This window comes from Chryseobacterium sp. DT-167, assembly GCF_058310155.1.
Genome location: NZ_JBZEEQ010000006.1, coordinates 196,042 through 219,934, shown reverse-complemented (window position 1 = coordinate 219,934; position 23,893 = coordinate 196,042). Strand labels below are relative to the sequence as shown.

At 33.9% G+C, this 23,893-nt stretch carries 25 protein-coding genes; 15 read left to right on the top strand and 10 right to left on the bottom strand.

What is annotated here, in order from left to right:
• Positions 1–20: 20 nt before the first annotated feature.
• Positions 21–707, bottom strand: coding sequence for a response regulator transcription factor (locus AC4FQ5_RS10510; RefSeq protein WP_047443171.1), 687 nt, complete (start codon positions 705–707; stop codon positions 21–23).
• A gap of 55 nt (positions 708–762) precedes the next feature.
• Entirely contained in the window at positions 763–2,310 is a 1,548-nt protein-coding gene (locus AC4FQ5_RS10505) for a sensor histidine kinase (RefSeq protein WP_491143070.1), read from the bottom strand.
• 191 nt (positions 2,311–2,501) lie between these two features.
• On the opposite strand from AC4FQ5_RS10505, the gene AC4FQ5_RS10500 reads away from it, so the two are divergent.
• Positions 2,502–2,990, top strand: coding sequence for an SRPBCC family protein (locus AC4FQ5_RS10500; protein WP_491143068.1), 489 nt, complete (start codon positions 2,502–2,504; stop codon positions 2,988–2,990).
• A gap of 37 nt (positions 2,991–3,027) precedes the next feature.
• On the opposite strand, the gene AC4FQ5_RS10495 is transcribed toward AC4FQ5_RS10500, so the two are convergent.
• From AC4FQ5_RS10495 to AC4FQ5_RS10480, 4 genes are all read right to left on the bottom strand, one after another.
• Positions 3,028–3,369, bottom strand: a complete 342-nt coding sequence (locus tag AC4FQ5_RS10495; RefSeq protein WP_242803541.1) for a hypothetical protein — start codon at positions 3,367–3,369, stop codon at positions 3,028–3,030.
• A 56-nt stretch (positions 3,370–3,425) separates the two neighbouring features.
• Positions 3,426–5,471: a S9 family peptidase gene (locus AC4FQ5_RS10490; RefSeq protein ID WP_491143106.1), complete on the bottom strand. Its 2,046-nt coding sequence runs from the start codon at positions 5,469–5,471 to the stop codon at positions 3,426–3,428.
• Positions 5,472–5,636: 165 nt separating this feature from the next.
• Complete coding sequence (locus AC4FQ5_RS10485; RefSeq protein ID WP_491143104.1) at positions 5,637–6,377, bottom strand: uroporphyrinogen-III synthase; 741 nt, start codon at positions 6,375–6,377, stop codon at positions 5,637–5,639.
• 11 nt (positions 6,378–6,388) lie between these two features.
• A complete protein-coding gene (locus AC4FQ5_RS10480) occupies positions 6,389–7,057 on the bottom strand; it encodes a DUF4271 domain-containing protein (RefSeq protein ID WP_491143065.1) in 669 nt (222 codons plus the stop codon).
• 76 nt (positions 7,058–7,133) lie between these two features.
• On the opposite strand from AC4FQ5_RS10480, the gene AC4FQ5_RS10475 reads away from it, so the two are divergent.
• Genes AC4FQ5_RS10475 through AC4FQ5_RS10460 form a run of 4 tightly spaced genes read left to right on the top strand, consistent with a single transcriptional unit; the run spans position 7,134 to position 10,474 of the window.
• On the top strand, positions 7,134–7,850 hold the full coding sequence (locus AC4FQ5_RS10475; RefSeq protein WP_491143063.1) for a polyprenol monophosphomannose synthase: 717 nt from the start codon (positions 7,134–7,136) through the stop codon (positions 7,848–7,850).
• Positions 7,847–8,215, top strand: coding sequence for a DUF4296 domain-containing protein (locus AC4FQ5_RS10470; RefSeq protein ID WP_491143062.1), 369 nt, complete (start codon positions 7,847–7,849; stop codon positions 8,213–8,215). The genes AC4FQ5_RS10475 and AC4FQ5_RS10470 overlap by 4 nt, the downstream gene beginning before the upstream one ends.
• Before the next feature lie 3 nt (positions 8,216–8,218).
• A complete protein-coding gene (gene tgt / locus AC4FQ5_RS10465; RefSeq protein WP_491143061.1) occupies positions 8,219–9,352 on the top strand; it encodes a tRNA guanosine(34) transglycosylase Tgt in 1,134 nt (377 codons plus the stop codon).
• 9 nt (positions 9,353–9,361) lie between these two features.
• On the top strand, positions 9,362–10,474 hold the full coding sequence (locus AC4FQ5_RS10460) for an LptF/LptG family permease (protein ID WP_491143059.1): 1,113 nt from the start codon (positions 9,362–9,364) through the stop codon (positions 10,472–10,474).
• Here AC4FQ5_RS10460 and AC4FQ5_RS10455 read toward each other — a convergent pair.
• Positions 10,468–11,181 carry a biotin--[acetyl-CoA-carboxylase] ligase gene (locus AC4FQ5_RS10455; protein WP_491143057.1) on the bottom strand — a complete coding sequence of 238 codons (714 nt, stop codon included), beginning with the start codon at positions 11,179–11,181 and terminating at the stop codon, positions 10,468–10,470. The two genes, AC4FQ5_RS10460 and AC4FQ5_RS10455, sit on opposite strands and share 7 nt — an antisense overlap.
• A gap of 87 nt (positions 11,182–11,268) precedes the next feature.
• On the opposite strand from AC4FQ5_RS10455, the gene rsfS reads away from it, so the two are divergent.
• From rsfS to AC4FQ5_RS10425, 6 genes are all read left to right on the top strand, one after another.
• Positions 11,269–11,637 (top strand): ribosome silencing factor, encoded by a 369-nt coding sequence (rsfS, locus tag AC4FQ5_RS10450; RefSeq protein ID WP_129535260.1) that lies wholly within the window; start codon positions 11,269–11,271, stop codon positions 11,635–11,637.
• A gap of 16 nt (positions 11,638–11,653) precedes the next feature.
• Positions 11,654–13,636: an ATP-dependent zinc metalloprotease FtsH gene (ftsH, locus tag AC4FQ5_RS10445; protein ID WP_491143055.1), complete on the top strand. Its 1,983-nt coding sequence runs from the start codon at positions 11,654–11,656 to the stop codon at positions 13,634–13,636.
• A gap of 132 nt (positions 13,637–13,768) precedes the next feature.
• Entirely contained in the window at positions 13,769–14,350 is a 582-nt protein-coding gene (locus AC4FQ5_RS10440) for an LUD domain-containing protein (protein WP_491143053.1), read from the top strand.
• Positions 14,351–14,373: 23 nt separating this feature from the next.
• On the top strand, positions 14,374–15,246 hold the full coding sequence (locus AC4FQ5_RS10435) for a phosphatidate cytidylyltransferase (protein WP_491143051.1): 873 nt from the start codon (positions 14,374–14,376) through the stop codon (positions 15,244–15,246).
• 76 nt (positions 15,247–15,322) lie between these two features.
• On the top strand, positions 15,323–15,976 hold the full coding sequence (locus AC4FQ5_RS10430) for a phosphatidylserine decarboxylase family protein (protein WP_491143049.1): 654 nt from the start codon (positions 15,323–15,325) through the stop codon (positions 15,974–15,976).
• Positions 15,977–16,253: 277 nt separating this feature from the next.
• Complete coding sequence (locus tag AC4FQ5_RS10425) at positions 16,254–17,579, top strand: peptide-N-glycosidase F-related protein (RefSeq protein WP_491143047.1); 1,326 nt, start codon at positions 16,254–16,256, stop codon at positions 17,577–17,579.
• A gap of 111 nt (positions 17,580–17,690) precedes the next feature.
• Here the strand turns inward: AC4FQ5_RS10425 and AC4FQ5_RS10420 are convergent, their stop codons facing one another.
• The gene (locus AC4FQ5_RS10420; RefSeq protein WP_491143045.1) at positions 17,691–18,062 is read right to left on the bottom strand and encodes a helix-turn-helix domain-containing protein; all 372 of its coding nucleotides are present in this window, start codon (positions 18,060–18,062) and stop codon (positions 17,691–17,693) included.
• A 159-nt stretch (positions 18,063–18,221) separates the two neighbouring features.
• On the opposite strand from AC4FQ5_RS10420, the gene AC4FQ5_RS10415 reads away from it, so the two are divergent.
• From AC4FQ5_RS10415 to gwsS, 4 genes are all read left to right on the top strand, one after another.
• Positions 18,222–18,425 (top strand): hypothetical protein, encoded by a 204-nt coding sequence (locus AC4FQ5_RS10415; protein ID WP_491143043.1) that lies wholly within the window; start codon positions 18,222–18,224, stop codon positions 18,423–18,425.
• Between the two features lie 91 nt (positions 18,426–18,516).
• A complete protein-coding gene (locus AC4FQ5_RS10410; RefSeq protein ID WP_491143041.1) occupies positions 18,517–19,476 on the top strand; it encodes a hypothetical protein in 960 nt (319 codons plus the stop codon).
• A complete protein-coding gene (locus AC4FQ5_RS10405) occupies positions 19,457–20,380 on the top strand; it encodes an ATP-grasp domain-containing protein (RefSeq protein WP_491143039.1) in 924 nt (307 codons plus the stop codon). Before AC4FQ5_RS10410 ends, AC4FQ5_RS10405 begins: the two co-directional genes overlap by 20 nt.
• Positions 20,381–20,548: 168 nt before the next feature.
• Positions 20,549–21,652: a grasp-with-spasm system SPASM domain peptide maturase gene (gene gwsS, locus AC4FQ5_RS10400; protein ID WP_491143037.1), complete on the top strand. Its 1,104-nt coding sequence runs from the start codon at positions 20,549–20,551 to the stop codon at positions 21,650–21,652.
• On the opposite strand, the gene AC4FQ5_RS10395 is transcribed toward gwsS, so the two are convergent.
• A complete protein-coding gene (locus tag AC4FQ5_RS10395; RefSeq protein WP_491143036.1) occupies positions 21,649–21,996 on the bottom strand; it encodes a DUF1801 domain-containing protein in 348 nt (115 codons plus the stop codon). The two genes, gwsS and AC4FQ5_RS10395, sit on opposite strands and share 4 nt — an antisense overlap.
• Before the next feature lie 28 nt (positions 21,997–22,024).
• Positions 22,025–23,863, bottom strand: a complete 1,839-nt coding sequence (locus AC4FQ5_RS10390) for an ABC transporter ATP-binding protein (protein WP_491143034.1) — start codon at positions 23,861–23,863, stop codon at positions 22,025–22,027.
• Between the last annotated feature and the right edge of the window lie 30 nt (positions 23,864–23,893).

Below are 23,893 nucleotides of genomic sequence, written 5' to 3'. Positions count from 1 at the left end.
GTTACGATTTTAACGTTCGTTTAGTTCTTAACCAAAAGTCTGAAACCTTCGCCGTGAACGTTGATGATTTCCAGACCATCATCATCTTTCAATAATTTACGAAGTTTTGCAATGTAAACATCCATACTTCTTGCGGTAAAATAATTCTCTTTTTTCCAGATTTTTCTTAAAGCCAGATCTCTCGGCATAAAGTCGTTTCTGTGAAGACAAAGTAATTTTAAGAGTTCGTTTTCTTTTGGTGAAAGTTTGTACTCATTATCACCTACTCTCAATTGTCTCAGCATAGAATCAAAGAAAATGTTGCTGATCTTAAATTGCTCCTGCTCTTCGTTCTCCAAAGTAGAACTTCTCTGAAGAATTGCTTTGATTTTGTATAAAAGTAGCTCAGTATCAAATGGTTTTGTAATATAATCATCTGCTCCCAACTGATATCCTTTTAATATATCTTCTCTCATATTTCTTGCGGTAAGGAATATGATCGGCGTATTTTTATCGATTTTTTTTACGTCTTCCGCTAAAGAGAATCCGTCTTTTTTCGGCATCATTACGTCGAAAATACAGATGTCGAATTCGTTTTCTGTAAATTCTTTCAATCCCTGCTCACCGTCAACTGCTAGAGTTACTTCAAAATTGTTGATAGAAAGGTAATCTTTCAATACCGCTCCGAAACTCTGGTCGTCTTCTACTAATAATATTCTGTTGCTCATATTTTGTTTATTTGTTTAATTAAAATTTGTTTTGTTGATAATTTCATTTATATATCTAAACCATCGGAAGTTTAATAATAAATGTACTTCCTCTGTCTTTTTCTGAATCTACAATCACTTGACCTTTGTGAAGTTCAATGATTTTTTTTACGTAAGAAAGTCCGAGTCCCTGTCCTTTTACGTTGTGGATATTTCCTGTTTCTTCTCTGAAGAATTTTTCAAATATCTTGGTTCTGTTTTCTGTTTCCATTCCCATTCCTTTATCGGAAATTTCAATTACATACCAATTGCCTTCATTTCTTGTTTTAACGCTGATTTCCGGTGTTTCGGGAGAGTACTTATTGGCATTGTCCAAAAGATTCACCAGCATATTTGAGATGTGGAATTCATCAATTTTAAAATTGTATTTTTCAGCATTAAATTCCTGTCTTAATGTTCCGTTTCTCTGCGTAACGATCAATCCGAATGATTCAGTCGTCTTTTTGATTAGCTCTCTTACATTGGTTTCTTTCAGGAATAATTTCACTTCATTCCTTTCAAGTTTTGACATATTAAGGACATTCTCAACCTGTTTTTTCATTCTCAGATTTTCCTGTTTGATTAAGCTGGAATAATATCTTACTTTCTCAGGATTTGTGGCAATCTTATCATTCGCTAAAGAATCTGTTGCCACAGAAATTGTCGCTAAAGGAGTTTTAAACTCATGAGACATATTATTGATAAAGTCGGTTTTGATCTCAGCGATTTTTTTCTGCTTCATCATATAATTAATGGAAATGATATAAATTCCCAAAATCGTCAATAGAGAAAGAAAAGTTCCTAAAAGCATTGGCCAGTTATTCATCGCTAAAGAATATTCCTTTTTCGGAAAAACTAAAGCTAAAGTATACAACGTTCTGTCTTTCGTGTCTGTAAACAGAGGGTAAGAATACGTGTTTGCTTCTTTTTTTTCTTTAAAAACCTTATTCACGACATTGGTAAGTTTGTTGTTTTTGTCACTGACTCCATATCCGAAAGTTGCTGTAATCCCTTTCATATTAAGTTCTTTTCTGAGGATAGAATCTAAAACTTTGGCTTCAACACGTTTTGTAATCGGCATACTGCTCCCATTTACCTTTACAAACTCTTTCATCCCCCAATCACCACTCTCAATGTCCTGATTGATCTCAGAGGTTAATTGTTCTCTGTGCGTCGTATCTTTTTTTATTTTGTAAGCAGCTTCATCTGTGTATAGGGTAGTTAAACGTAACGAATCTCCTGTTTTGTTGAGTGGTAGCTGTTTTTGCTCGATAAGATTTTTAGAGTAAACAATTGATCTTTGAGTTCCGGAATCTATCGTTTGCTGAATCGTTGTTAATGACGGTTGTTTGCTGTTTGCTTTAATGTTATCTCGGAAGTTTTCATAGTTTTCATTTAATAATTTTTCAACTTCCAATTCAGAAACTGTTTTTGTGGTATTTTCGAGAGCGGTATATACTTTATTGGAAAACTCCTGTTCCAAAGCTCCGTAATATCCTTTAAGCCAATAAAACTGCAGCGTTACAAAAACAATTAATGAGATCGTCATGAAAACTGAGATTATCGGGATGAACTTGTTATTCATTATAATAATTTGTAATTACAAATGTTAAAATTAAATATTTTATGACCATATAAACAAAAAATGCGCCAATAAATTGTGTTGTATTTCTTAAAATCGTGTTTTTTAACATTTTTTTGGGAATTACCGGGTTTTTAAAGGGTAAATAATGTTTTTAGGTTTAATTTTTTTAATTTTAAATAAAAATATATCTAATGAGTTCAGAAATTGTTTTTAATAAAGATTTTGATGCAAAAAGTATCTATGTAATGAAAGTGTATGATGCTGAAGTCCTTCAGGTTTGGAATCATTTTACCAAGCCAGATCTGCTCGATCAATGGTGGGCTCCAAAACCATGGAAATGTGAAACTGAAAATCTCAACTTTGAAGAGGGCGGAGTTTGGCTGTATTCTATGAATGGTCCGGAAGGAGAGAAAATGTATTCTCAGGTAAGATATGGTGAGATCAATGATCACCGGAGTTTTGACGGAGTTGATGCGTTTTGTGATGAATCCGGAAAAATTGATGAAAGCTTGCCTCAGACAAAATGGCTTTTAGGTTTTACAGGGGTTGAAGAAGGAACCAAACTCTCTGTAAACATGCATTTTCAAACAGAAGAAGACATGAAAAAACAACTGGAGATGGGTTTTGAAGAAGGTTTTAAAATGGGCTTGAATCAGCTTGAAGAACTTTTAAAGAAATAATTGAAAAAGGAAAGCATTTATGCTTTCCTTTTTATTTTTAAATCAATTCTTCTTCCTGAAAGTAATGAATAATCGCTTTCTTCATCAAAAGCTGTTGCTCATTAGGTTTCAATTCCGGAAGTTTTTCCACTTCTTCAAAGTGCGGATATCCATCTTTATCGTAATGGGTAAATTTAAAATACCCGAAAGGTTCAAGCAATCTGCAAACTGCAATGTGTAGAATGTTCAATTTATCGTCTTTCGTATATTTTTGTTGTCCGCTTCCCAATTCCTGAACACCGATTAAAAATAGAATGGTGTCAATCTGCGGATGTTTTTCTGTGTCGAAATTTATTTGAAAAAATTCTTCAACCTTAGCCCATAATTCTGCTTCTGTCATATTTTAAGAATTTGTTATCTTATTTAAATCAAGTAAAATTTAAACCTGATTTTTAATTAAATTTTGTTTTCAAGTTTCATCAAAAACGCATACTCCAGTGCATCTTCTTTTAATGATTCAAATCTTCCGCTTGCGCCGCCGTGACCAGAACTCATGTCTGTTTTAAACAATAAAAGATTGTCATCGGTTTTCAATTCACGTAACTTTGCAACCCATTTTGCAGGTTCCCAATATTGTACCTGTGAATCATGAAACCCGGTCGTAATCAGCATATTCGGATAATCTTTGGGTTCCACATTATCATATGGCGAATACTGTTTCATATAATAATAATATTCTTCATCATTCGGATTTCCCCATTCATCGTATTCTCCTGTCGTCAAAGGAATTGTTTCATCCAACATCGTTGTTACAACATCCACGAAAGGAACCTGTGCAACGATTCCGTTGAATAATTGAGGTTCGTAATTTACGACAGCTCCAACCAACAAACCACCTGCACTTCCGCCCATTGCGTAGAGATGTTTTGAAGAGGTATAATTTTCTTTAATTAAATATTTAGCGGCATCGATGAAGTCGAAAAAAGTATTCTTTTTAAACAACATTTTTCCATCCTCATACCATTCTCTTCCCAGATATTCTCCACCACGGATGTGGGCAATGGCATATATAAAACCTCTGTCAAGAATCGAAAGCCTCACATTAGAAAAACTTGCGTCGACCGTATGTCCGTAACTTCCGTATCCATACAAAAGAAGAGGTGTGTCGGCTGTCTTTTTTGTTTCTTTGTGATAAACCAGTGAGATTGGGATTTTTGCTTCACCATCTCTTGAGCTGGCCCAGATCCTTTCAGAAATATAGTTTTCTGAAACAAATTTCCCTCCCAAAACTTCCTGCTGTTTCAGAAGTTTGGTGGTTTTTTCCTTCATATTATATTCAAAAGTAGAGCCCGGAACCGTAAGTGAAGTGTAGCCGTAACGTAAAACGTCTGTATTAAATTCCAAATTAAGACCGATATATGCTGTATAAGTAGGATCAGAAAAAGGCAAATCATGAGATTCTCCGTTTTTTTCGTTGATGATTTTTATCTGCAAAAGACCTTCTTCTCTTTCCTCCAAAACGAGATAATCTTTGAAAATTTCAAAACCTTCCAGCAAAACTCCGGCACGGTGTGGGATTACGTCTACCCAGTTTTCCATTCCGCAATTATCAATTTTTGTTTTTACGATTTTAAAATTCGTCGCATCATCTGCATTCGTGATGATATAAAATTCATCTTCATAATGCTCTACAGAGTATTCCAAATCATCAATTCTTGGCTGAATCACTTTCCATTCTGCAAAAACATTATCAGCAGGTATAAAATGATGCTCATCAGAAATCGTACTCGAGCTTGCGAGGAAAATATACTCTAAGGATTTGGTTTTAAAAACGGTCACATCAAAAGTTTCGTCTTCTTCATGGAAAATTAAAACGTCTTCCGTCGGATTTGTTCCCAATTTATGCCTGTACACCTTATAAGCACGAAGGCTTTCGTCTTTTCTTATATAAAAAATATGTTCATTGTCATTTGCCCAGACTGCTTTTCCGGTTGTGTTTTCTATTTTATCTGAAAGAATTTCACCGGTTTTTAAATTTTTAAAATTTAAGCTGTAGATTCTCCTTCCTACATTATCTTCTGAAAAAGAAGCCAATTGATTATTCGGGCTTACCGCAACATTGGCAACTTCAAAAAATTCCTGACCTTCTGCGAGAATGTTGACATCGAGGATGATTTCTTCAGGATTTTCCATGGTCTGGAATCTTCTGCAGAAAATAGGATACTCTTTTCCTTCCTCATAGCGTACAATGTACCAATATTCGTTGAAAAAATAGGGTATAGACTCGTCATCTTTTTTATAACGGGCCTTCATTTCCTCATAAAGTTCTTCCTGAAAAGCTTCTGTATCTTTCATCATTACTTCTTCGTAAGCATTTTCCTCTTCAAGGTATTTGATGACTTCAGGATTTTCCCGGTCATTCATCCAGAAATAATGATCAATTCTTTTATCACCGTGAATTTCGAGTATATTTTCTATTTTTTTTGCTTTGGGAGCTGTCATCCGAATGTTTGATTTTTTAATTGAATAAATATTGCTCATTTTTAATGCAAAAAGCAGTTTGGAGCGAAATATTTTATCAATATTAATTTTTGTTCAAATTTAATTAAAAAAAAGCCATCTTTCCTTTGAATGAAAAGACGGCTGTATGGTTTAAAGTTTAAAAAACTATTTGTGTAAACTTTTAATATATTTTTCAAGTGCCATTGTCATTGATGGTGTTTCCTTTGTAGGAGCCATTAAATCGATTTTTAAACCTGCTTCTTCAGCCGCTGCCGAGGTAGTGGGACCAAAAACTCCGATCTTGGTGTCTTCCTGCTTAAAATCCGGAAAGTTTTGCTGTAAAGATTTGATTCCTTGCGGACTGAAAAAGATCAACATATCATAGTCATTGATATTGATGTCTGTCAGATCGCTGCAAACCGTTCTGTACATAATTGCTCTCGTCCACTGAATATTGGCTGCATCTAAAGTTTTCGGAATATCCGGGCTCAAAACATCGGATGAAGGCAGTAAATATTTTTCGGAAGGAAATTTCTTAAACAAAGGCAAAAGATCTGCAAAGTTTTTTTCTCCGAAGCTTATCTTTCTCTTTCTGTAAACGATATGCTTTTGAAGATAGTTTGCAATTGCCTCAGACTGACAGATGTATCTCATCGTATCAGGAACAGAAAATCTTAGTTCTTCTGCCAATCTGAAATAATGATCTACGGCATTTTTACTGGTAAAGATGATACCGGTATACTGCGTTAAATCTATTTTCTGAGTTCTAAGCTCTTTATTGTCAACTCCTGCGACGTGGATAAAAGGACGGAAATCAATCTTTATTTTTTCCTTCTTTGCAATTTCCAAATATGGAGAAGACTCACTAGGTGCTGGTTGAGAAACCAATATAGACTTTATTCTCATCATGTACTTTATTAAATAAATAATAACTTCCATAGCATCAATAAAGGTGCTATTTGAAGCGTGCAAATATACAAAAATTTATAATACCATTTCTGAGGTAAGATGTTGTTTCTGTGAAATAAGTAGAAAAAAACTTTGAAAATAAAAACAAAAACAAAAAAATAAAAATAGTATAGAAATGCTTCATTTCTGTCTATGGGGAAGTAATAATGGGTTATACAAAGGATTATCACTAAAATAGAGAGGATGAAGCTGAATTTTGTAGAGGTAAAATAAAAAATATTCCATTTTTTTCCGTCACCGATGCTTTGGTAAAATAAAAAACCTAAAGCAGTCCTGGTAAGATAAAATAGTGAAACAACAGCGAGGCTATATCCGAATTTATTCATCTGATAGCCAAAAAGCTGCAGTTTTGCCGCATACTCAGGAACTACAGGAACGTATTGTGAGATTAAAACCGCTAAACTTAACGTGATTACGCACGATGTAATGATCCAGCTTGGCAAATTATTGCTGGAATCATAATATTTCTGCAGAAGAAAATCTTTGAGGTTGGCTTCTCTCTCTATAACATTCATCATGAAGATGTAAAGGAAAAGGCATCCTGTCAATATAAAAATTACCCAATCATTATTTTCGGGTATTCTTATCTGGTTTGTAAAACTATGTGATATGGGCAACGGGAAATTTTTTGCAAAATTATAGATTATTTTGTATAAAATAAAAAGCTTAAATAACTTATCTTTGCAAATTCAAATGAAAAAACTCGTCATCATTCCAACATACAACGAAAAGGAGAATATCGAAAAGATAATTTCTGCTGTTTTCGCATTGGAACAAGAGTTTCATATTCTGGTTGTAGATGATTCTTCGCCTGATAAAACGGCAGACATCGTCAAAGAATTACAGAAAAAGCATCCTCATACCTTACATTTATCGATAAGACACATCAAAGACGGATTAGGGAAAGCGTACATTCATGGGTTTAAATGGGCGTTGCAAAACAATTACGACTACATTTTTGAGATGGATGCCGATTTTTCTCACAATCCGAATGATTTGCCTAAACTTTTTGAGGCTTGTCTGGATGCTGATATGGCAGTAGGATCAAGATATTCGAAAGGGGTAAATGTTGTCAATTGGCCAATGGGAAGAGTTTTATTGTCTTATTTTGCCTCGAAATATGTTAGATTCATTTTAGGACTTTCAATTCATGATACTACAGCAGGTTTTGTTTGTTTTTCGAGAAAAGTTTTAGATGAAATCGGGTTAGATAATGTAAAACTAAAAGGATATGGTTTTCAGATTGAAATGAAATTCAGAACTTTTAAGAAAGGCTTTAAAATTGTAGAGGTTCCCATTATTTTCACCAACAGAGAATTGGGCGAGAGTAAAATGAATGGCGGAATCATACACGAAGCTGTTTTTGGTGTTTTAAATTTAAAATGGAAATCAATCATCAATAAGTTATGAGCAGACTGATTTGTTTTTTTATGTTCTTATTTTTGGTTTCTTGTAGCGAATACATTGATAAGCCAAAAAACCTTCTTGATACAGATAAAATGTCTGAAATTATGGCAGATCTGTCAATTAATGATCAGGTCAGCAATACGTATCAAGGCAAAAATTTAGAAAGCGGAACAAGATATATCCTCAAAAATCATCATGTAAAAGCTGATGATTTTGTTGAAAGCTATAAATATTATGTGGCAAAGGGAAAAATGAATAAGATTGTGGATGATGCGCAGGCGATTCTTCTTGAGAAAGATCCAAAAGCGAAAGATTTTGTGAAAAGTAAAACAACTCCCAAAACAGATCTTCCCAAATTAGAAAGATAAAATATGCAGCAATTTTTTAAGATAGAAAAAACTTCGCAGGGAAAAGCCAGAGCAGGAGAATTGGTAACAGATCACGGTGTGGTACAAACTCCGATTTTTATGCCGGTAGGAACTGTTGCGAGTGTGAAAACTGTACATCAGAGAGAATTGAAAGATGATATCAAAGCCCAGATTATTCTTGGGAATACCTATCATTTATACCTTCGTCCGGGAATGGAAGTAATGCAGGAAGCTGGAGGTTTGCATCAATTTATGAATTGGGATCTTCCGATTCTTACCGATTCCGGTGGTTTTCAGGTTTTTTCACTTTCAGGAACCAGAAAAATGTCTGAAGAAGGAGTGAAATTTAAATCTCATATTGACGGAAGTGTTCATTTATTCACTCCGGAAAAATCAATGGAAATCCAAAGACAGATCGGAGCAGATATTTTTATGGCTTTTGATGAATGCGTTGCTTATCCAAGTGAATACAATCAGGTAAAAGCTTCCATGGAAATGACACATCGATGGTTAAAAAGATGCATCGACTGGAATGAAAAAAATCCTGAATTATACGGTCACAAGCAAAGATTTTTCCCGATTGTTCAGGGTTCTACCTATTCAGACTTGAGAAAAATTTCTGCTGAGGTTATTTCGGAAGCCGGTGCAGAAGGAAACGCAATCGGCGGACTTTCTGTGGGCGAACCGGAAGAAGAACTATACAGAATTACCGATGAGGTGACTGATATTTTACCAAAAGATAAACCAAGATATTTGATGGGAGTAGGAACTCCGTGGAATATTCTAGAATCAATCGGACTAGGAATTGATATGATGGATTGTGTGATGCCTACACGAAATGCCAGAAACGCGATGCTTTTCACATGGCAAGGCGTGATGAATCTCAAAAATGAAAAGTGGAAGAAAGATTTTTCGCCTTTGGATGAGTTTGGGACGAGTTTTGTTGATCGGGAATATTCTAAAGCATATGTTCGCCATTTATTTGTTTCAAAAGAATATCTGGCAAAGCAGATTGCATCAATTCATAATCTTGCATTTTACTTAGATTTGGTAAAAGTGGCAAGAGAACATATCGTAGCGGGAGATTTCTACGAATGGAAAAACTCTGTAGTGCCTGTTTTAAGACAAAGACTTTAAAATTTCAGTATGTTTAAGATTATAGACAGATATATCATTAAAAAATACCTTGGAACTTTCAGTTTCATGTTAATTTTGCTGTCTATTGTAGTTTTGGTAATTGATGTTCAACAAAAAATTCCCAGAATTGAAAAAGCTACCGATCTTGATCCGAAATTGAATCTGACTTATTTCCTGATTCATTTTTACCCTTTCTGGATCATCAATCTTATTGTAACTTTCCTTGCTATTCTTGTTTTTATATCCGTGATTTATTTTACTTCGAGGATGGCAAACAATACAGAGATTGTTGCAATTATCAGTAGTGGAGCAAGTTTTCACAGGTTCGCAAAGCCTTATCTGCTTACTTCCCTATTGATTGCTGTGATATCGCTTGTGGTGAATCATTTCGTTCTTCCATGGGCAAATATTAAAAAAAATGAGCTTGAAGCTTACACTTATAACCAGACAAATAAAGATAAAATTTTAGGTACAGCTCCTGTTTCGGCACAGTTAAGCAAAACGGAATATATTTTTGTCAACTCATGGAACAAGCGTGAAAACAGAGGTTACGGTTTTGTTTATCAAAAGTTTGATAAAAGCAGAAAAATGATCTACGAACTAAAAGCAAATGATGCTGTTTGGGATCCTGCTAAAAAACAGTTTGTGCTCAACAGCTATCTCGAAAAAACAATCAATAAAAACGATTCTGAGAAATTAGGCCAAGGTTTTGAAGTAAGGAAAAGCTACGGACAGGCACCTGAAGAATTATTCCCAAATGAACTTCTGGGGCAGAATAAAACAACTCCCGAACTCTTAAAATTCATCGACAGAGAAAGAGAAAAAGGAAACAGCAACTTAAATACTCACCTCAATGAGTTGTATCAGAGAACTTCGATGCCTGTTGCGATCATTGTCCTCACTTTTTTGGCGCTTTCACTTTCTTCACAAAAGAAAAGGGGAGGGCTTGGAATTAATCTGGCAATTGGTATTTCCTTAGCCTTTGTATTTGTGTTTTCTTTTGAAGCTTTAAAAGTGGTTTCGGAAAACAAAGTCCTGGCTCCAGCATTGGCAATGTGGATGCCGAATATTATCTTTTTCCCGTTGACTTTTGTTTTGTATATCAGAAGAGCCAATCAGTAAAGAAGTTTTATTTCTTTGTGGTAAAAAGACTTTATTCCGTCTTCAAATTCAATCCAGATTTCGCTTTTTTCGTCTGCTTTTCTGATGATGCCATTTTGTCGCTTTCCATCAATTTCAAAAACAGAGATTTCGTCTTTACGGAACAGATTTGAATTAAATTTCTCTAAAATTTCATCTTCAGAATCTAGGTTTTTAAATTTTTCAACTAAAAATTCATGTAGATTTTCAGTTAAATTATTTAAATCAAATTTTTCTCCGGTTTGAGTTAAAATAGATCCTGCATTAGAAATTTCGTCAAATTTTTCCTGAAGAACATTAATTCCGGCTCCGATAAGAAAATAATTTTCACCATTAAATTTTTTCTTTTCAATTAAGATTCCAACGACTTTTTTATTGGCAAGAATAATATCGTTTGGCCATTTGATTTTTGTTGTCTTCTCAGTCAATTTGGCAACAAATTCCCTGATTGCGATGGCGGTATAATAATTGAATATGAAATCACTGAGCGTAATGTTTTGTGTTTTTACAGCTAACGTGTAAGCGAGATTCTGCTCAGGTATGGAAGTCCAGCGATTTCCATACTGTCCTCTTCCTTTTGTTTGATTAAAAGTATAAAAACCAACAAAATCCGAATGCGGGTAAAGTAAAACCTGAGATATTTCGTCATTAGTAGAAGAACACTCTTTTTGATAAAACAGTTGGCTCATTTAAGAAAACTTTAAGAACATTAAAGCCCTAAAAGTAAGGCTAAAGTAAAAGAAAAACAATAAATTTGCAGATTATAGTATATTTTAATGAACAAAACAGTAGAAAAGCAAGCGCTAATAGATAAAATTGTAGAAGCTATCCAGGATGTAAAGGGTGAAGACATTATGATTTTCGACCTTTCAAAAATTGAAAACTCGGTAGCAGAAACATTTATAATATGTAGTGGAAACTCAAATACACAGGTTTCAGCATTAGCAGGAAGTGTAGAAAAAAAAGTGAGAAACGATCTTCAGGACAGACCTTGGCATGTTGAAGGTACAGAAAACTCAATGTGGGTATTGGTAGATTATGTAACGGTCGTTGTGCATATCTTTCAGAAAGAAACCCGTCAGTATTATGATATTGAAGAACTTTGGGGTGATGCGAAGATCACCAAAATAGAAAGTGAAGTATAAATTTTAAAAGTATTAAATGAATAATAAAGGATTTAACTGGTTTTTTCCAATCGCAATAATTGCACTTTTGTTATTTTTTGCCTCAAACTTTTTGAGCGATAATAATGCAAAAACTATTGACGAAGATGCTTTCTTCAGAGAAATGCAGGCGGGAAAAGTTCAGAATGTGTTGATCGATAAACAAGCTCAGAAAGCAGAAGTATTTTTGACACAGGCTGCTAAAACAGCAACGGTAAAGAAAGAAGATAAAACAAGTCCTTTTTCAAATTTAGGTATGTCTTCCAAAGCTGATTATAGCCTGAAATATGGAGATTTACAGCTTTTTTTAGAGAAATTTGAAACAATCAAAAAAGATAATCCGGCAATAAAGACATCCAAGGATTATGCAGACGGCAAAAGTCCGTTTACTGAAATTTTATTTTCAGCTTTGATCTGGATCGCAATTTTAGGACTATTCTATTTCATCCTGTTCAGAAAAATGGGAGGCGGTGGAGGTCCCGGAGGACAGATTTTCTCCATAGGTAAATCTAAAGCCAAATTATTTGACGAAAAGGAAAAAATCCAAACTACATTTAAAGATGTTGCGGGATTGGAAGGAGCTAAAGAAGAGGTACAGGAAGTTGTAGATTTTCTGAAAAATTCTGAGAAATACACAAAATTAGGAGGTAAAATCCCTAAAGGTGTACTTTTAGTAGGTCCTCCGGGAACCGGTAAAACGTTATTGGCGAAAGCTGTGGCGGGTGAGGCTAAAGTTCCTTTCTTCTCTCTTTCGGGTTCAGATTTTGTTGAAATGTTTGTTGGTGTAGGAGCTTCAAGAGTAAGAGATTTGTTTGCTCAGGCAAAAGCTAAATCTCCTGCAATCATCTTTATTGATGAGATTGATGCAATCGGACGTGCAAGGGGGAAAAACAATTTCTCAGGCGGAAATGACGAAAGAGAAAATACATTAAACCAATTGCTTACAGAAATGGACGGTTTCGGAACCGACGTGAATGTAATTGTAATGGCTGCAACCAACAGAGCCGACATTTTAGATAAAGCATTGATGAGAGCAGGTCGTTTTGACCGTTCAGTGTATGTTGACCTTCCTGAATTACATGAAAGAAGAGAGATTTTTGATGTTCACTTGAAGAAAATCAAATTGGATGATACTGTTGACAGAGATTTCTTGGCAAAACAGACTCCAGGCTTCAGTGGTGCAGACATTGCTAATGTTTGTAACGAAGCAGCGTTGATCGCAGCTAGAAACAGCCACGAATCTGTTACCAAACAGGATTTCTTAGACGCAGTAGACAGAATTATCGGTGGTCTTGAGAAGAAAAATATGGCAATCAAGCCATCAGAGAAAAAGAGAGTAGCTTTCCATGAAGCAGGTCACGCAACGATCTCTTGGTTGGTAGAGCATGCTTCACCTCTGTTGAAAGTAACAATCGTTCCGAGAGGACGTTCATTAGGTGCAGCTTGGTATCTTCCGGAAGAAAGACAGTTAACGACTACTGAACAAATGTTGGACGAAATGTGCGCAACTTTAGGAGGCAGAGCAGCAGAACAGGTGATCTTTAATAATATTTCTACCGGAGCGCTTTCAGATTTGGAGACAGTTACCAAAAGAGCTCAGGCAATGGTGACAATCTACGGATTGAGTCCTAACATTGGTAATATTTCTTATTATGACAGTTCGGGGCAGTCAGAATATAGTTTTGGTAAGCCTTATTCTGAAGCTACAGCTTCAAAAATTGATACGGAAATCAAAACAATTATTGAACATCAGTATGAAAGAGCAGTAAGAATTCTGAGTGAAAACAAGGATAAACTGAATGCTCTAGCAAATAAGCTTTTAGAAAAAGAAGTGATTTTCCGTGAAGATCTTGAGGATATATTCGGTAAAAGAGCATGGGATCCTGAATTGACAGAGAGACCTGTAACGAATACCATTCCTTTACACGAGAAAGTAGAAGAAAGCGAAATTCAGGCGCCGGAAACTCCTGCCCAGCTTTAAAATATTTAAATTCAATTGAATACAGCCCGGTGATTGTAAAATTGCCGGGTTTTTTCATTTTAAAGCGATATTATTAGAAACAATTCTAATTAATTTTCTATTTTTGTATTAAGTTGACTAAAAAACATTAAGTTGAGTTTATTTAAGAGAATTGTAAGCAAACTAACCAATCAGCCAGAGGAAGACGACAAGCAAAGTCTTGAAAAGCTGGGAGATTCGCTGAAAAATGCTGATCTGGATTATAAGTTTGCCCAATTATTTACGCATTCCGGCGGTTTTTTTAACTATTGTGCCGATGAATCGGAAGCTTTGCAGACACTAAATCAGATCCTAAAAATTGAAGGGGTAAATTCTGTATTTTGTTGTGATAAAGATCTGCAGAATTTTTTGAATGTTGTAAAGATTTCTCAAACTCCACAGCTTGAAGCAGGTAATGATGCCGCATTTATCACCTGCGAATACCTTATTGCCTACGACGGCAGAATCATGCTTTCGCATAATAATATTTTACATTATCATTCTTCCAGATTGCCTTCGAAAATTATCATCATGGCAAATGTTTCTCAGATCGTCAATAATCTTAATGATGCGATGGGGAAAATAAAACGTACGGGAAATATAAAAAATCTTACCTCAATCAGCGGAAATCATTCTAAACTAGACACTGCGGCTAATAACAATACCAAACTGTTTCTATTGCTGTTAGAAGACTAGCATTATATTCTAAATTTTAAATTTTGGACAAAAATCTTATTCAGAGAACCATTTCGGGGATTGTTTATATCGCAGTCATTATTCTCTGTACCACACCTTTCGGGGCTCAGCTTCTGGATCATATTTCTCCCGGACTTGTAAAGCAGCAATATCTTTATTACGGACTGATCACTTTTCTTTTATTAGTAGGAACGTGGGAATGCATTAAAATCATGAAATTTGGTGACGGTTACGAAAAATGGATTGTCTTGCCAATCGTGCTGTTGATCTTTTATATGTTTTCAAAAAGGTTTTTTCATCACGATTTTTATTTCAATTTCAGACTCTCGGAAATTCTTGCACTTGCACTGATCGTTATTGCGGTTGTCACTTTATTTAAATTTACAAGCGAGCTGTACTTTGATAGCGGCAAGCTTATTTTCACTGTTATATATGTTGCTTTACCATTTTCTTTTGCATTGGGTTTACCAAAATATTCATCTTATGATAGTAATTTTTCATTAGAAGTTATTTTCCTTTTTATTCTGATCTGGAGCAGTGATACTTTTGCTTATCTGGTCGGAAAGTTTTTCGGAAAACATAAAATGGCTCCCAAAATTTCGCCCAAGAAAACCTGGGAAGGTTATGCAGGCGGAGTAGTTCTTACTTTGGTTCTCTCTTATTTTGTTGAAATGTATCAGCCGCAGCTTCGCGGAAACTGGATGATTGTTGGTTTTCTGATTGCTGCATTTGCTCCTTTGGGAGATTTAGTAGAAAGTCAGCTCAAAAGAACTTTTGCCGTAAAAGACAGCGGAAATATCATTCCGGGGCACGGTGGTGTATTAGATAGGCTTGATAGTTTTTTAATCTGCGTTCCTGTCGTATATTTGTACTTTATTTTAGAAAAATTTATTTAAACTCATGAAGCCGCACGATTTTCAACTTTTAAAATAATGCAATTGCTCATGACAAATAAAAAATTAATATCCTCATATGAAATTACATAAGGAATCGAAAGGAACGATCATTGTAGCGAGTCTGCTTTTTGCTGTGGTAGCGGCTTTATCTATTTATTTCCTCGAAATGTGGTCACTATTGATCATTATACCGCTATTGATTATTTACAGTTTGGTTTTTTGGTTTTTCAGAGTTCCGAATCGTGATATTTTAGATCATACAGAGAATGTAATTGCACCGGTAGACGGGAAAGTGGTCATGATAAAAGAGGTTGAAGAAACAGAATTTCTGAAAGAAAAGGCAATTCAGGTTTCTATCTTTATGTCACCTTTGAACGTTCACATCTGCAGATTTCCGGTATCAGGAAATGTAGTTTATAAAAAATATCATCCCGGAAAATATCTGGTAGCGTGGCACGAAAAATCGTCTACTGAAAACGAAAGAACGACTGTTGCTGTTGAAAGTTTAACCAATCATAAAGTAGTATTCAGGCAGATTGCAGGGTATGTTGCAAGAAGAATTGTTTTCTACTGTAATGAAGGTGATTCAGCAAAAGCCGGACATGAATTTGGGTTTATTAAATTCGGTTCCAGAATGGATATTTTCCTGCCTCTTGATACGGAAATCATCTGTAAGATCGGAGATAAAACAAAAGGCGGAATTGATGTAATTGCCAGAATGAAAGATTAATGTTCAGAATTAAATAATAAAATAAGCAGACCGTTTCGAAAGAAGCGGTTTTTTCATATAGGAAATTTGACAATGTTTTTTAAAGACAGAGTTACAAATTTTTATAATGATCGAGTGTGAATCGGTATTAATAAATAATCATCCGGATATTTTATTGTCTAATTTTTAAAATTATTTACTTTTTGTTAAAAATAACATACTCATTTGATACTTTATTATTGGTATTCTTCATTTTAAAGTTTATTTTTGAAGATAAATTATTAATATTAAAGATTAAATGAAAAAAACTCTACTTCCTTTACTTTTGTTTATAGGATTTTGCATCAATGCGCAAACCAATATCAATGTGTTTTCTCAGATCGTTTTTTATGACGGATATGCAGGAAATGTATCCAACCCGGTTCCGGCAAATACAATCAGACTTGCCAATTACAGATATGCAAAAAAACTGACCGATGCTGAGCTCAATTCTTTCCAGAATAAAATCCAGATGAATGTGACCATTGGTGCACTGTGTGATAATTATGACCGGATTGGAGGAGTACACATTGCTTTAGTTCCAAAAAACCAGGTTTCTTATACGCTGAGCGATCCTTTGGTGAAGAGAATTGAAATCGGGAGATACATTACACCGTTTATGAACAAAAATGTTTTCCCTACTGAGGTTCCTTATACGTATGAAGTAGATAATCTTTACGCTGTTTTCAGCAACACAACACTTAGAAATACGTATGATATTTGGGTGGAACTGGATGTTTTTGGAGTTCCTTATGCGGCTAATACACAAGTTGCAGGTTGCTCGGGAAGAAATGATGTTTTTGCCGGAACGCTTGATTTTATTACTTATAATGATCCTGCGGTGACCAATACTTACAATAATTTGTTACCATTGCTAGATTCAAACGAACTGAACAATTATAACAACACAGATCAGGCAGGACAAACCGTAAGACTGGTTACTTTCAATTTAAATCAAAGTACCACCAATGCCAAGTTTTTTATTGTTACAACGCCGCACGGAGCCAATACCAATGGTGAAGAGTATGTGAGAAGACAAAACTTTGTTTCTTTAGACAACGCTCAGATTTTAACCTTTACACCGGGAGGAAAATCATGCGAGCCATACAGACAGTATAATACTCAGGCAAACGGGATCTACGGCTACAACCCACAAAGTGCTGCATGGTGGACGTCTTGGAATAATTGGTGTCCTGGAGATGCTGTTCCCATCAGAAGTTTTACCTCTCCTTCACTTGCAGCGGGTAACCATGTCTTGAAATATGAAGTTCCTTCAGCTGTTTTTTATAATCAGGACGGGCGTATTGTGCTTTCAATGTATATGCAAAGTAACAATCAGCTTTTGGCGGTTAACGATATTTCAACGGTTGATGTATCTGTATATCCTAATCCTACATCAGATTTTGTAAACATCAGATCAGATAAAAAGGTAAAAAATATAACAATTTATTCTCTTGAAGGGAGAAAACTGAATGAAGTGAGAGATTCAAAAGTAGATCTTACCTCTTATCCTGCAGGATCATATCTGTTGGATATCACCCTTGAAGGCGGGATGCAGTTTAAACATAAAGTGATCAGGAAATAATTTTCTGACTATGAATAAAAAAAAGAGAAACCCATTAAAGTTTCTCTTTTTTTTGTTTAAAATTCGATCCTATGATACATTAGAAAAAGCATTTATTAGGATACAGAAATATTATTTCTGTTGAAATTTTAAGATTTTAATTTCTTTTAAAAGATTTTCGTTCTCCTTTTCTAACTTTTCAAGATACTTTTTTTGAGCTTCTAAAAAGAAATCTGGAATATTAGAATAAGCAATATTGCTTCCAGAATGATCATGGAAAGTAGAGTAGTCAAATTGAAATGAAAACTTTGTATCATCATCTTTAATATCTTCAACCTCAACATCCAAAAGTGTAGAAATTTTCTTCCATTCCAGATCAGTTATTTTTATTTTTCCGGATTCTCTTTTTTGGTATTGGGGTTGGCTTATTTTTAGATATGTAGCAATATCAGTCTGTGAAACTTTTTTTGATTTCCTAATAGTTTTTAGTTTTTCTTTTTTCATTGATTGTTTTGTGTTCTTACAACGAATTTAAGAATAATTTTCGTATTTCAAAATTTATAGGCTATAAAATGCCATAGTTTTTGTTTTTTTAATTGAATTTTCTTCTCTAAGTTTGAATTGTCAATAATGGCACATAACAAATTTAATTATTTATTATTCATGAAAAAGTTAGAAAATCTTAAAAACAAGGAAATTAAAAATTTATCAAACCTCAGAGGTGCTAGTTTAGCAGTTTATCCACAAATGACTATAAGAACAGAAGGGAATTGTACAATTGAGGATGTTATACACTATGATGAAAACGGAGATGAGATTTACAGAAAAGACATAACAAAAAGTTGTCCTCAATTGTCTATTTATTAAATTTGGCACAGTTCCTTTAAAGAGATTAGTCTCGTCATTTAGTGATGACAAGGCTAATCTTTTTGTCTTACCTTTTTTAAAAGATAATAAAATGATAAAAAGATGGTACCTATTTGTGTGCATTGTGATTTTTTCATTCACCCATGCGCAGCAAAAATATTATGAATCTATGATTGCTATAGATGTAGCGATTAAACAAAATAATTATAAAGAAGCGTATGATATATTACAAGGGATAAAAGAGCCTTTATCAGATTTGGATAAGAGAAAAGCATTAAATATTTATCTGAAAAACGATAAAAAGAAACCGGCTCTGAAATTGATAAGTAAATTGGGTGAGATAAATTATCCTGTAAAATATATGCTGACTAAAGACTCATTGATATTGAAGACAATGAGTAAAGAAAAGTTTTACAAAGCATACAACAAGGGGCTGAAAAAATTTATTGTAGACAACAATCAAGAGTTTAGTAACATCATAACCGAATCTATTTATCTGGATCAATATGTACGAACCAATCAATCATTTTCTCAACTAAAAAGAGAAACTGACTTTCTGAAAGATACAGATCTGTCTAATTATAAAAGAATAGCACAGCAAATCGATAAATATGGTTTCCCTACCGCTAAAACTATTGGTTATGAAAAACTCAATAATCTTGACGTCATTTTATTCCATAGTAGTCGTTATAATGACAGCATCTACACCAAAATAGTATCTCATTATGAAGCTGCCATAAAAAATAAGAATTTGAAACCAATACAATTAGGATTTTTAATAGACGATCATGATGCAGTTGTACAAGAAAAGGCAACAACATTTGGACTTAAAACGCAGACCTCAAAGGAAGGACAAAAGCTATATGAAGAAAAAAAAATAACTATTATGGATTTGATTGAGAATAAAAAATATATTGAATTTAAACCAATAAAAGATATAAAAAACGTAGATGCTCTGCGAAAAAAATATTTTCTTCCGATGGTATGGCAGCAAGCTATATTAAATGAGATAAAAGAGCTACCACCTGGATATGAAAGAAAATACGATTAATATAATTACCCAAGCCAATGATACGGTCTCCAATACCGTATGTGAATATCTTTTAGGGAAAAAAATACCTTTTAACAGAATAAATGACAACGATTTTTATCCTGTAACTTTTGATGTTAAAACTATAAATAAAAAGCTTAAGATATGGGACAGAAGAGGAAGTGTAAATACAGTTCCTGATAGTATTGATGATTATCAACTGCTTCATTTTTTACAAAAAGACCGAGACAGCCTTGCAAAAGCCTACGAAAGGATTCACAAAGAAGAGTCAAAATATATCGGGGATTATGAAGAAGAACGCCAATCAAATAAAATTTATGATTTGTTTTTGGCACAAAAAGTAGGGCTAAATATTCCAGATTCAATAATAACAAATATCAAAAAAGATTTATTGTCATTTTTTCAAAACCATCAACGAATCATTACTAAATCCATTACTCTTTATCCCAAAATTTTCTTTGATAATAAAGAGTATAGCTCTAATAAAACTGTTATTGTATCACAAGATCAAATTGATAACCTAAATGAAACTTTTGCAACTTCTCTATTTCAAGAATATGTAGAAAAGAAAATAGAAATTAGAATTTTTTACTTTGAAGATGTGTTTTTTTCTATGGCTATTTTCTCACAAAATGATAAAAAGACTGAAATAGATTTTAGAAATTATAATTACGAAAAGCCTAATAGAAATATTCCTTTTAAACTGCCAAAAGAAATTGAAAATAAGCTGAAGAAATTTATAAATATTAAAAAGATAAATTCCTGTTCCATAGACTTAATATTGACGCCTGAGAATGAATTTGTTTTCTTAGAAATAAATCCTCAAGGACAATTTGAATGGGTTTCTGCTTATTGTAATTACCACATAGAAAAACAAATTGCTAATCATATCTCAAAAAAATGAATCCCCTAATAAAAAATATAAAATACCTACCAATAATCTATCAAAATTTAGAGAAAAGATTAACAAATACGAATAATGAAGTAAGATCCATCAAAGTCAAAAGCATCAATGCAAATATTCAAACTACACAACATTTCCATCGTTCTATCTCTAAAATAGTAAATTTTGATGAGTAAAGAAGTTATAAAGTTATATACCAATTGCATTCCTGTGAAAGGAGCAACACAAAGTATTATTTGTGATTTAAACAGAAATACATTTGACGTAATTACCAATGATTTATACCAAATTTTTAAACAATTTGATGGAAAGAAAAGCATTGAGGAAATAAAGGCATATTACAAAAGTAAATATGATGATATAATTGACGAATATTTTGAGTTTTTATTTGATAACGAGTATATTTTTATAACAGATACACCAAAATGGTATCCAAAAATGGGCTTAGAGTATGATTATCCTTTTGAAGTATCCAATGCAATTTTTGACAGAAGTAGATCTTCAAACTATGATATTTATAAAGCATTTGATAAGTTAGAAAATATGTATTGTAAGTTTTTAGAAATACGTTTTTACGACGAAATTTCCTTGCAAGAAATAGCCGAATATCTTAATTATTTTGAAGGAAAGCAATACATTACATATTCTATAGGTTTGATTTTGCCTTTTTCTAAAGAAACAAAAAAAGAAAATTTAGAAAAATTATTTTTAAAGCATCCTAGAATTTCGTTTTTCATGATTACTAATAGCGATAAAAATGAATTGATACCTTCTAAAACAGAGACGATGGGGTATATAATTTACGCAAAAACCAATGTTGAAAGTGAAAAATGTTGTGGTATTATAACACCTGAATATTTTTCATCAAACATCAAACTTTTCACAGAATCCCTCCATCACAATTCCTGTCTTCACAAAAAAATATCTATTGACGTAGATGGCAATATAAAAAACTGTCCATCGATGCCTCAAAACTTCGGCAACATAAAAAATACAACATTAGAAGAGGCGCTAAATCATAAAGACTTCAAAAAATACTGGAATCTTACAAAAGACAGCATTGAAGTCTGCAAAGATTGTGAATTCAGATACATCTGTACAGATTGCAGAGCTTACACCGAAAGGACTCATGAAAATGAAGATGGTTTAGATACTTCAAGACCTTTAAAATGTGGTTATAATCCTTACACCGGAGAATGGGAAGAATGGAGTACAAACCCTTTGAAACAAAAAGCGATGAGGTATTATGGAATGAATAATTTTAGAAGCTAAACAATATACCTCTTAACCTCATCAATCAGCTTTAAAATAAATTTTACCGGCAAATCTTCATCCATATCAATTAAAAGAATTTTAAATTTCTTTCTGCCTTCAGAAAGCAATTCGGGATAATCAAGCCGATCACCGTGATAAAAGCTGATATAATGTTTCTTGTGTTTTTTGCTGTAATATAGGTAACACAGCATTTTCTTTTTAAATTTAAAAAACGGCAACCCGAAACTCAGTGTTTCAGTAATATTTTCTGTATCCGATTCTAAAATTTTCTTTCTTAAAAACAAAAGAGCACTTCTTTCAGGTTCGTCAATTCTGAAGAAATACTCTTGTATGGGATTCATTTTAAAATAGATTTAAAAAGATTTAATTTTAATCAAAATTTTGCAGCTCAACGAGTTTGTGATAAGTTCCTTTTTTCAGGATAAGATCATGATGAGTTCCCTGTTCTACGATATCGCCTTTTTCCATAACTACGATCCAGTCAGCTTTTTGAATGGTAGAAAGTCGGTGTGCAATAACAAGCGAAGTTCTGTTTTCCATCATTTTTTCAAGAGCATCCTGCACAAATTTTTCAGATTCAGTGTCTAAAGCAGAGGTTGCTTCGTCCAGAATCATGATGGGTGGATTTTTAAGAACGGCTCTTGCGATAGAAACCCTTTGCTTTTGTCCGCCAGAGAGCTTTCCGCCATCGTCTCCGATATTGGTGTCGTAGCCATTCGGAAGTTGAGTGATGAATAAGTCTGCATTGGCAATTTTGGCAGCAGCAATGACTTCTTCTCTGGATGCTTCAGGTTTACCCATCAAAATATTGTTGTAAACCGTATCATTAAACAGGACAGATTCCTGGGTCACCATTCCCAGTAATTTTCTGTATTCTGTCAGTTTTAAATGTTTGATATTGGTTTTGTCAATTAAAATTTCACCTTCGGAGACATCATAAAATCTAGCTAAAAGGTTAGCGATGGTTGTTTTACCGCTTCCGCTTTGTCCGACTAAAGCAACAGTTTTCCCTTTAGGTATTGTTAAATTGAAATTTTTAAGGATCAAATTAGACTTATCATAATAGAAACCAATGTTTTTGAACTCAATATGGGCATCAAGATTAGAGATAGAAACAGGCTCGGCAACTTCTTCAATTTTCACATCGGCTTCAAGAATCTCCAAAACCCTCGTTAAAGAAGCTTCACCCTTCTGAATATTTGAAATAGAGGTCGACAGGCTTTTCATCGGAGGCAAAATCTGGAAAAACATTCCTAAAAACACTAAAAAATCTTCCGGAGAAATACTCTGCTCTACGATAATTTGTTTTCCTCCGTACCATGCGATAATTAAAAATGTGATTGAGCCCAGAAACTCGCTCATCGGCGATGCGAGTTCTTTTTTTCTTCCCAGCCTTATCGAGCTGTTGATCCACTTCTGCATAGAACCCATAAAACGGTTGTTCATTATTTTTTCGGCACTGAATATTTTAATAACCTTTGATGATTTTAAGGTTTCATCTACAATTGAAAAGATAGTTCCCATCTCGTTCTGAGCTTCATGAGAATCTTTTTTAAGGCTTTTACCGATTAAAGCGATCAGTGTTCCCATAACGGGCAAAACTAAGAGAGAGAAAAGTGTCATTTCAGGGCTTAAGAAAAATAAAGTCACCAAAGTGCTGATTAACATAAACGGAGAATTAATAAGATCGACCAAGCTTCCTAAAATATTCCCTTCTACTTCACCTACATCATTTGACATACGAGACATCATATCGCCTTTTCTGCTTTCTGTAAAAAACGAAACAGGAAGAGACAGAATCTTACGGTACATTGCACCCCGAAGATCTTTTGTAACTCCTACACGATAATTGATCAATAAATAGGATCCGAAATATCTAAAGATGTTTCTTAGCAGAAACATGAATGCCGTAATGATGCAAAGCCATGCCAAAACATTCAGACTGCCATATTCTGTAACCAGATTTTGTACGGTATAGTTTAGATATTCTTTCAGGTAAGATAATGCATCTACAATGTCACCGGAATAAACAGGTGCCGATTCGTATTTTTCTGGTTTGATGGTGCCGAAAAGCATTCCCAACACAGGCAGAATGGCTCCTAAAGAGGCAATCTGAAAAAAAGAATACAAAAGATTGAAAAATAAACTTCCGTAAATATATTTCTGATGAGGTCGGGCGAATTTCAGTATTTTTTTATATTCGTTCATTCAATAAAATTGGATAGCAAAATTAATTAA

Excerpts from the sequence above, each read along its gene's own strand:
- AC4FQ5_RS10510 (WP_047443171.1), bottom strand. The coding sequence starts at position 707 with ATGAGCAACAGAATATTATTAGTAGAAGACGACCAGAGTTTCGGAGCG.
- AC4FQ5_RS10505 (WP_491143070.1), bottom strand. The coding sequence starts at position 2,310 with ATGAATAACAAGTTCATCCCGATAATCTCAGTTTTCATGACGATCTCA.
- AC4FQ5_RS10500 (WP_491143068.1), top strand. The coding sequence starts at position 2,502 with ATGAGTTCAGAAATTGTTTTTAATAAAGATTTTGATGCAAAAAGTATC.
- AC4FQ5_RS10495 (WP_242803541.1), bottom strand. The coding sequence starts at position 3,369 with ATGACAGAAGCAGAATTATGGGCTAAGGTTGAAGAATTTTTTCAAATA.
- AC4FQ5_RS10490 (WP_491143106.1), bottom strand. The coding sequence starts at position 5,471 with ATGACAGCTCCCAAAGCAAAAAAAATAGAAAATATACTCGAAATTCAC.
- AC4FQ5_RS10485 (WP_491143104.1), bottom strand. The coding sequence starts at position 6,377 with ATGAGAATAAAGTCTATATTGGTTTCTCAACCAGCACCTAGTGAGTCT.
- AC4FQ5_RS10475 (WP_491143063.1), top strand. The coding sequence starts at position 7,134 with ATGAAAAAACTCGTCATCATTCCAACATACAACGAAAAGGAGAATATC.
- AC4FQ5_RS10470 (WP_491143062.1), top strand. The coding sequence starts at position 7,847 with ATGAGCAGACTGATTTGTTTTTTTATGTTCTTATTTTTGGTTTCTTGT.
- tgt (WP_491143061.1), top strand. The coding sequence starts at position 8,219 with ATGCAGCAATTTTTTAAGATAGAAAAAACTTCGCAGGGAAAAGCCAGA.
- AC4FQ5_RS10460 (WP_491143059.1), top strand. The coding sequence starts at position 9,362 with ATGTTTAAGATTATAGACAGATATATCATTAAAAAATACCTTGGAACT.
- AC4FQ5_RS10455 (WP_491143057.1), bottom strand. The coding sequence starts at position 11,181 with ATGAGCCAACTGTTTTATCAAAAAGAGTGTTCTTCTACTAATGACGAA.
- rsfS (WP_129535260.1), top strand. The coding sequence starts at position 11,269 with ATGAACAAAACAGTAGAAAAGCAAGCGCTAATAGATAAAATTGTAGAA.
- ftsH (WP_491143055.1), top strand. The coding sequence starts at position 11,654 with ATGAATAATAAAGGATTTAACTGGTTTTTTCCAATCGCAATAATTGCA.
- AC4FQ5_RS10430 (WP_491143049.1), top strand. The coding sequence starts at position 15,323 with ATGAAATTACATAAGGAATCGAAAGGAACGATCATTGTAGCGAGTCTG.
- AC4FQ5_RS10425 (WP_491143047.1), top strand. The coding sequence starts at position 16,254 with ATGAAAAAAACTCTACTTCCTTTACTTTTGTTTATAGGATTTTGCATC.
- AC4FQ5_RS10420 (WP_491143045.1), bottom strand. The coding sequence starts at position 18,062 with ATGAAAAAAGAAAAACTAAAAACTATTAGGAAATCAAAAAAAGTTTCA.
- AC4FQ5_RS10415 (WP_491143043.1), top strand. The coding sequence starts at position 18,222 with ATGAAAAAGTTAGAAAATCTTAAAAACAAGGAAATTAAAAATTTATCA.
- AC4FQ5_RS10410 (WP_491143041.1), top strand. The coding sequence starts at position 18,517 with ATGATAAAAAGATGGTACCTATTTGTGTGCATTGTGATTTTTTCATTC.
- AC4FQ5_RS10405 (WP_491143039.1), top strand. The coding sequence starts at position 19,457 with ATGAAAGAAAATACGATTAATATAATTACCCAAGCCAATGATACGGTC.
- gwsS (WP_491143037.1), top strand. The coding sequence starts at position 20,549 with ATGAGTAAAGAAGTTATAAAGTTATATACCAATTGCATTCCTGTGAAA.
- AC4FQ5_RS10395 (WP_491143036.1), bottom strand. The coding sequence starts at position 21,996 with ATGAATCCCATACAAGAGTATTTCTTCAGAATTGACGAACCTGAAAGA.
- AC4FQ5_RS10390 (WP_491143034.1), bottom strand. The coding sequence starts at position 23,863 with ATGAACGAATATAAAAAAATACTGAAATTCGCCCGACCTCATCAGAAA.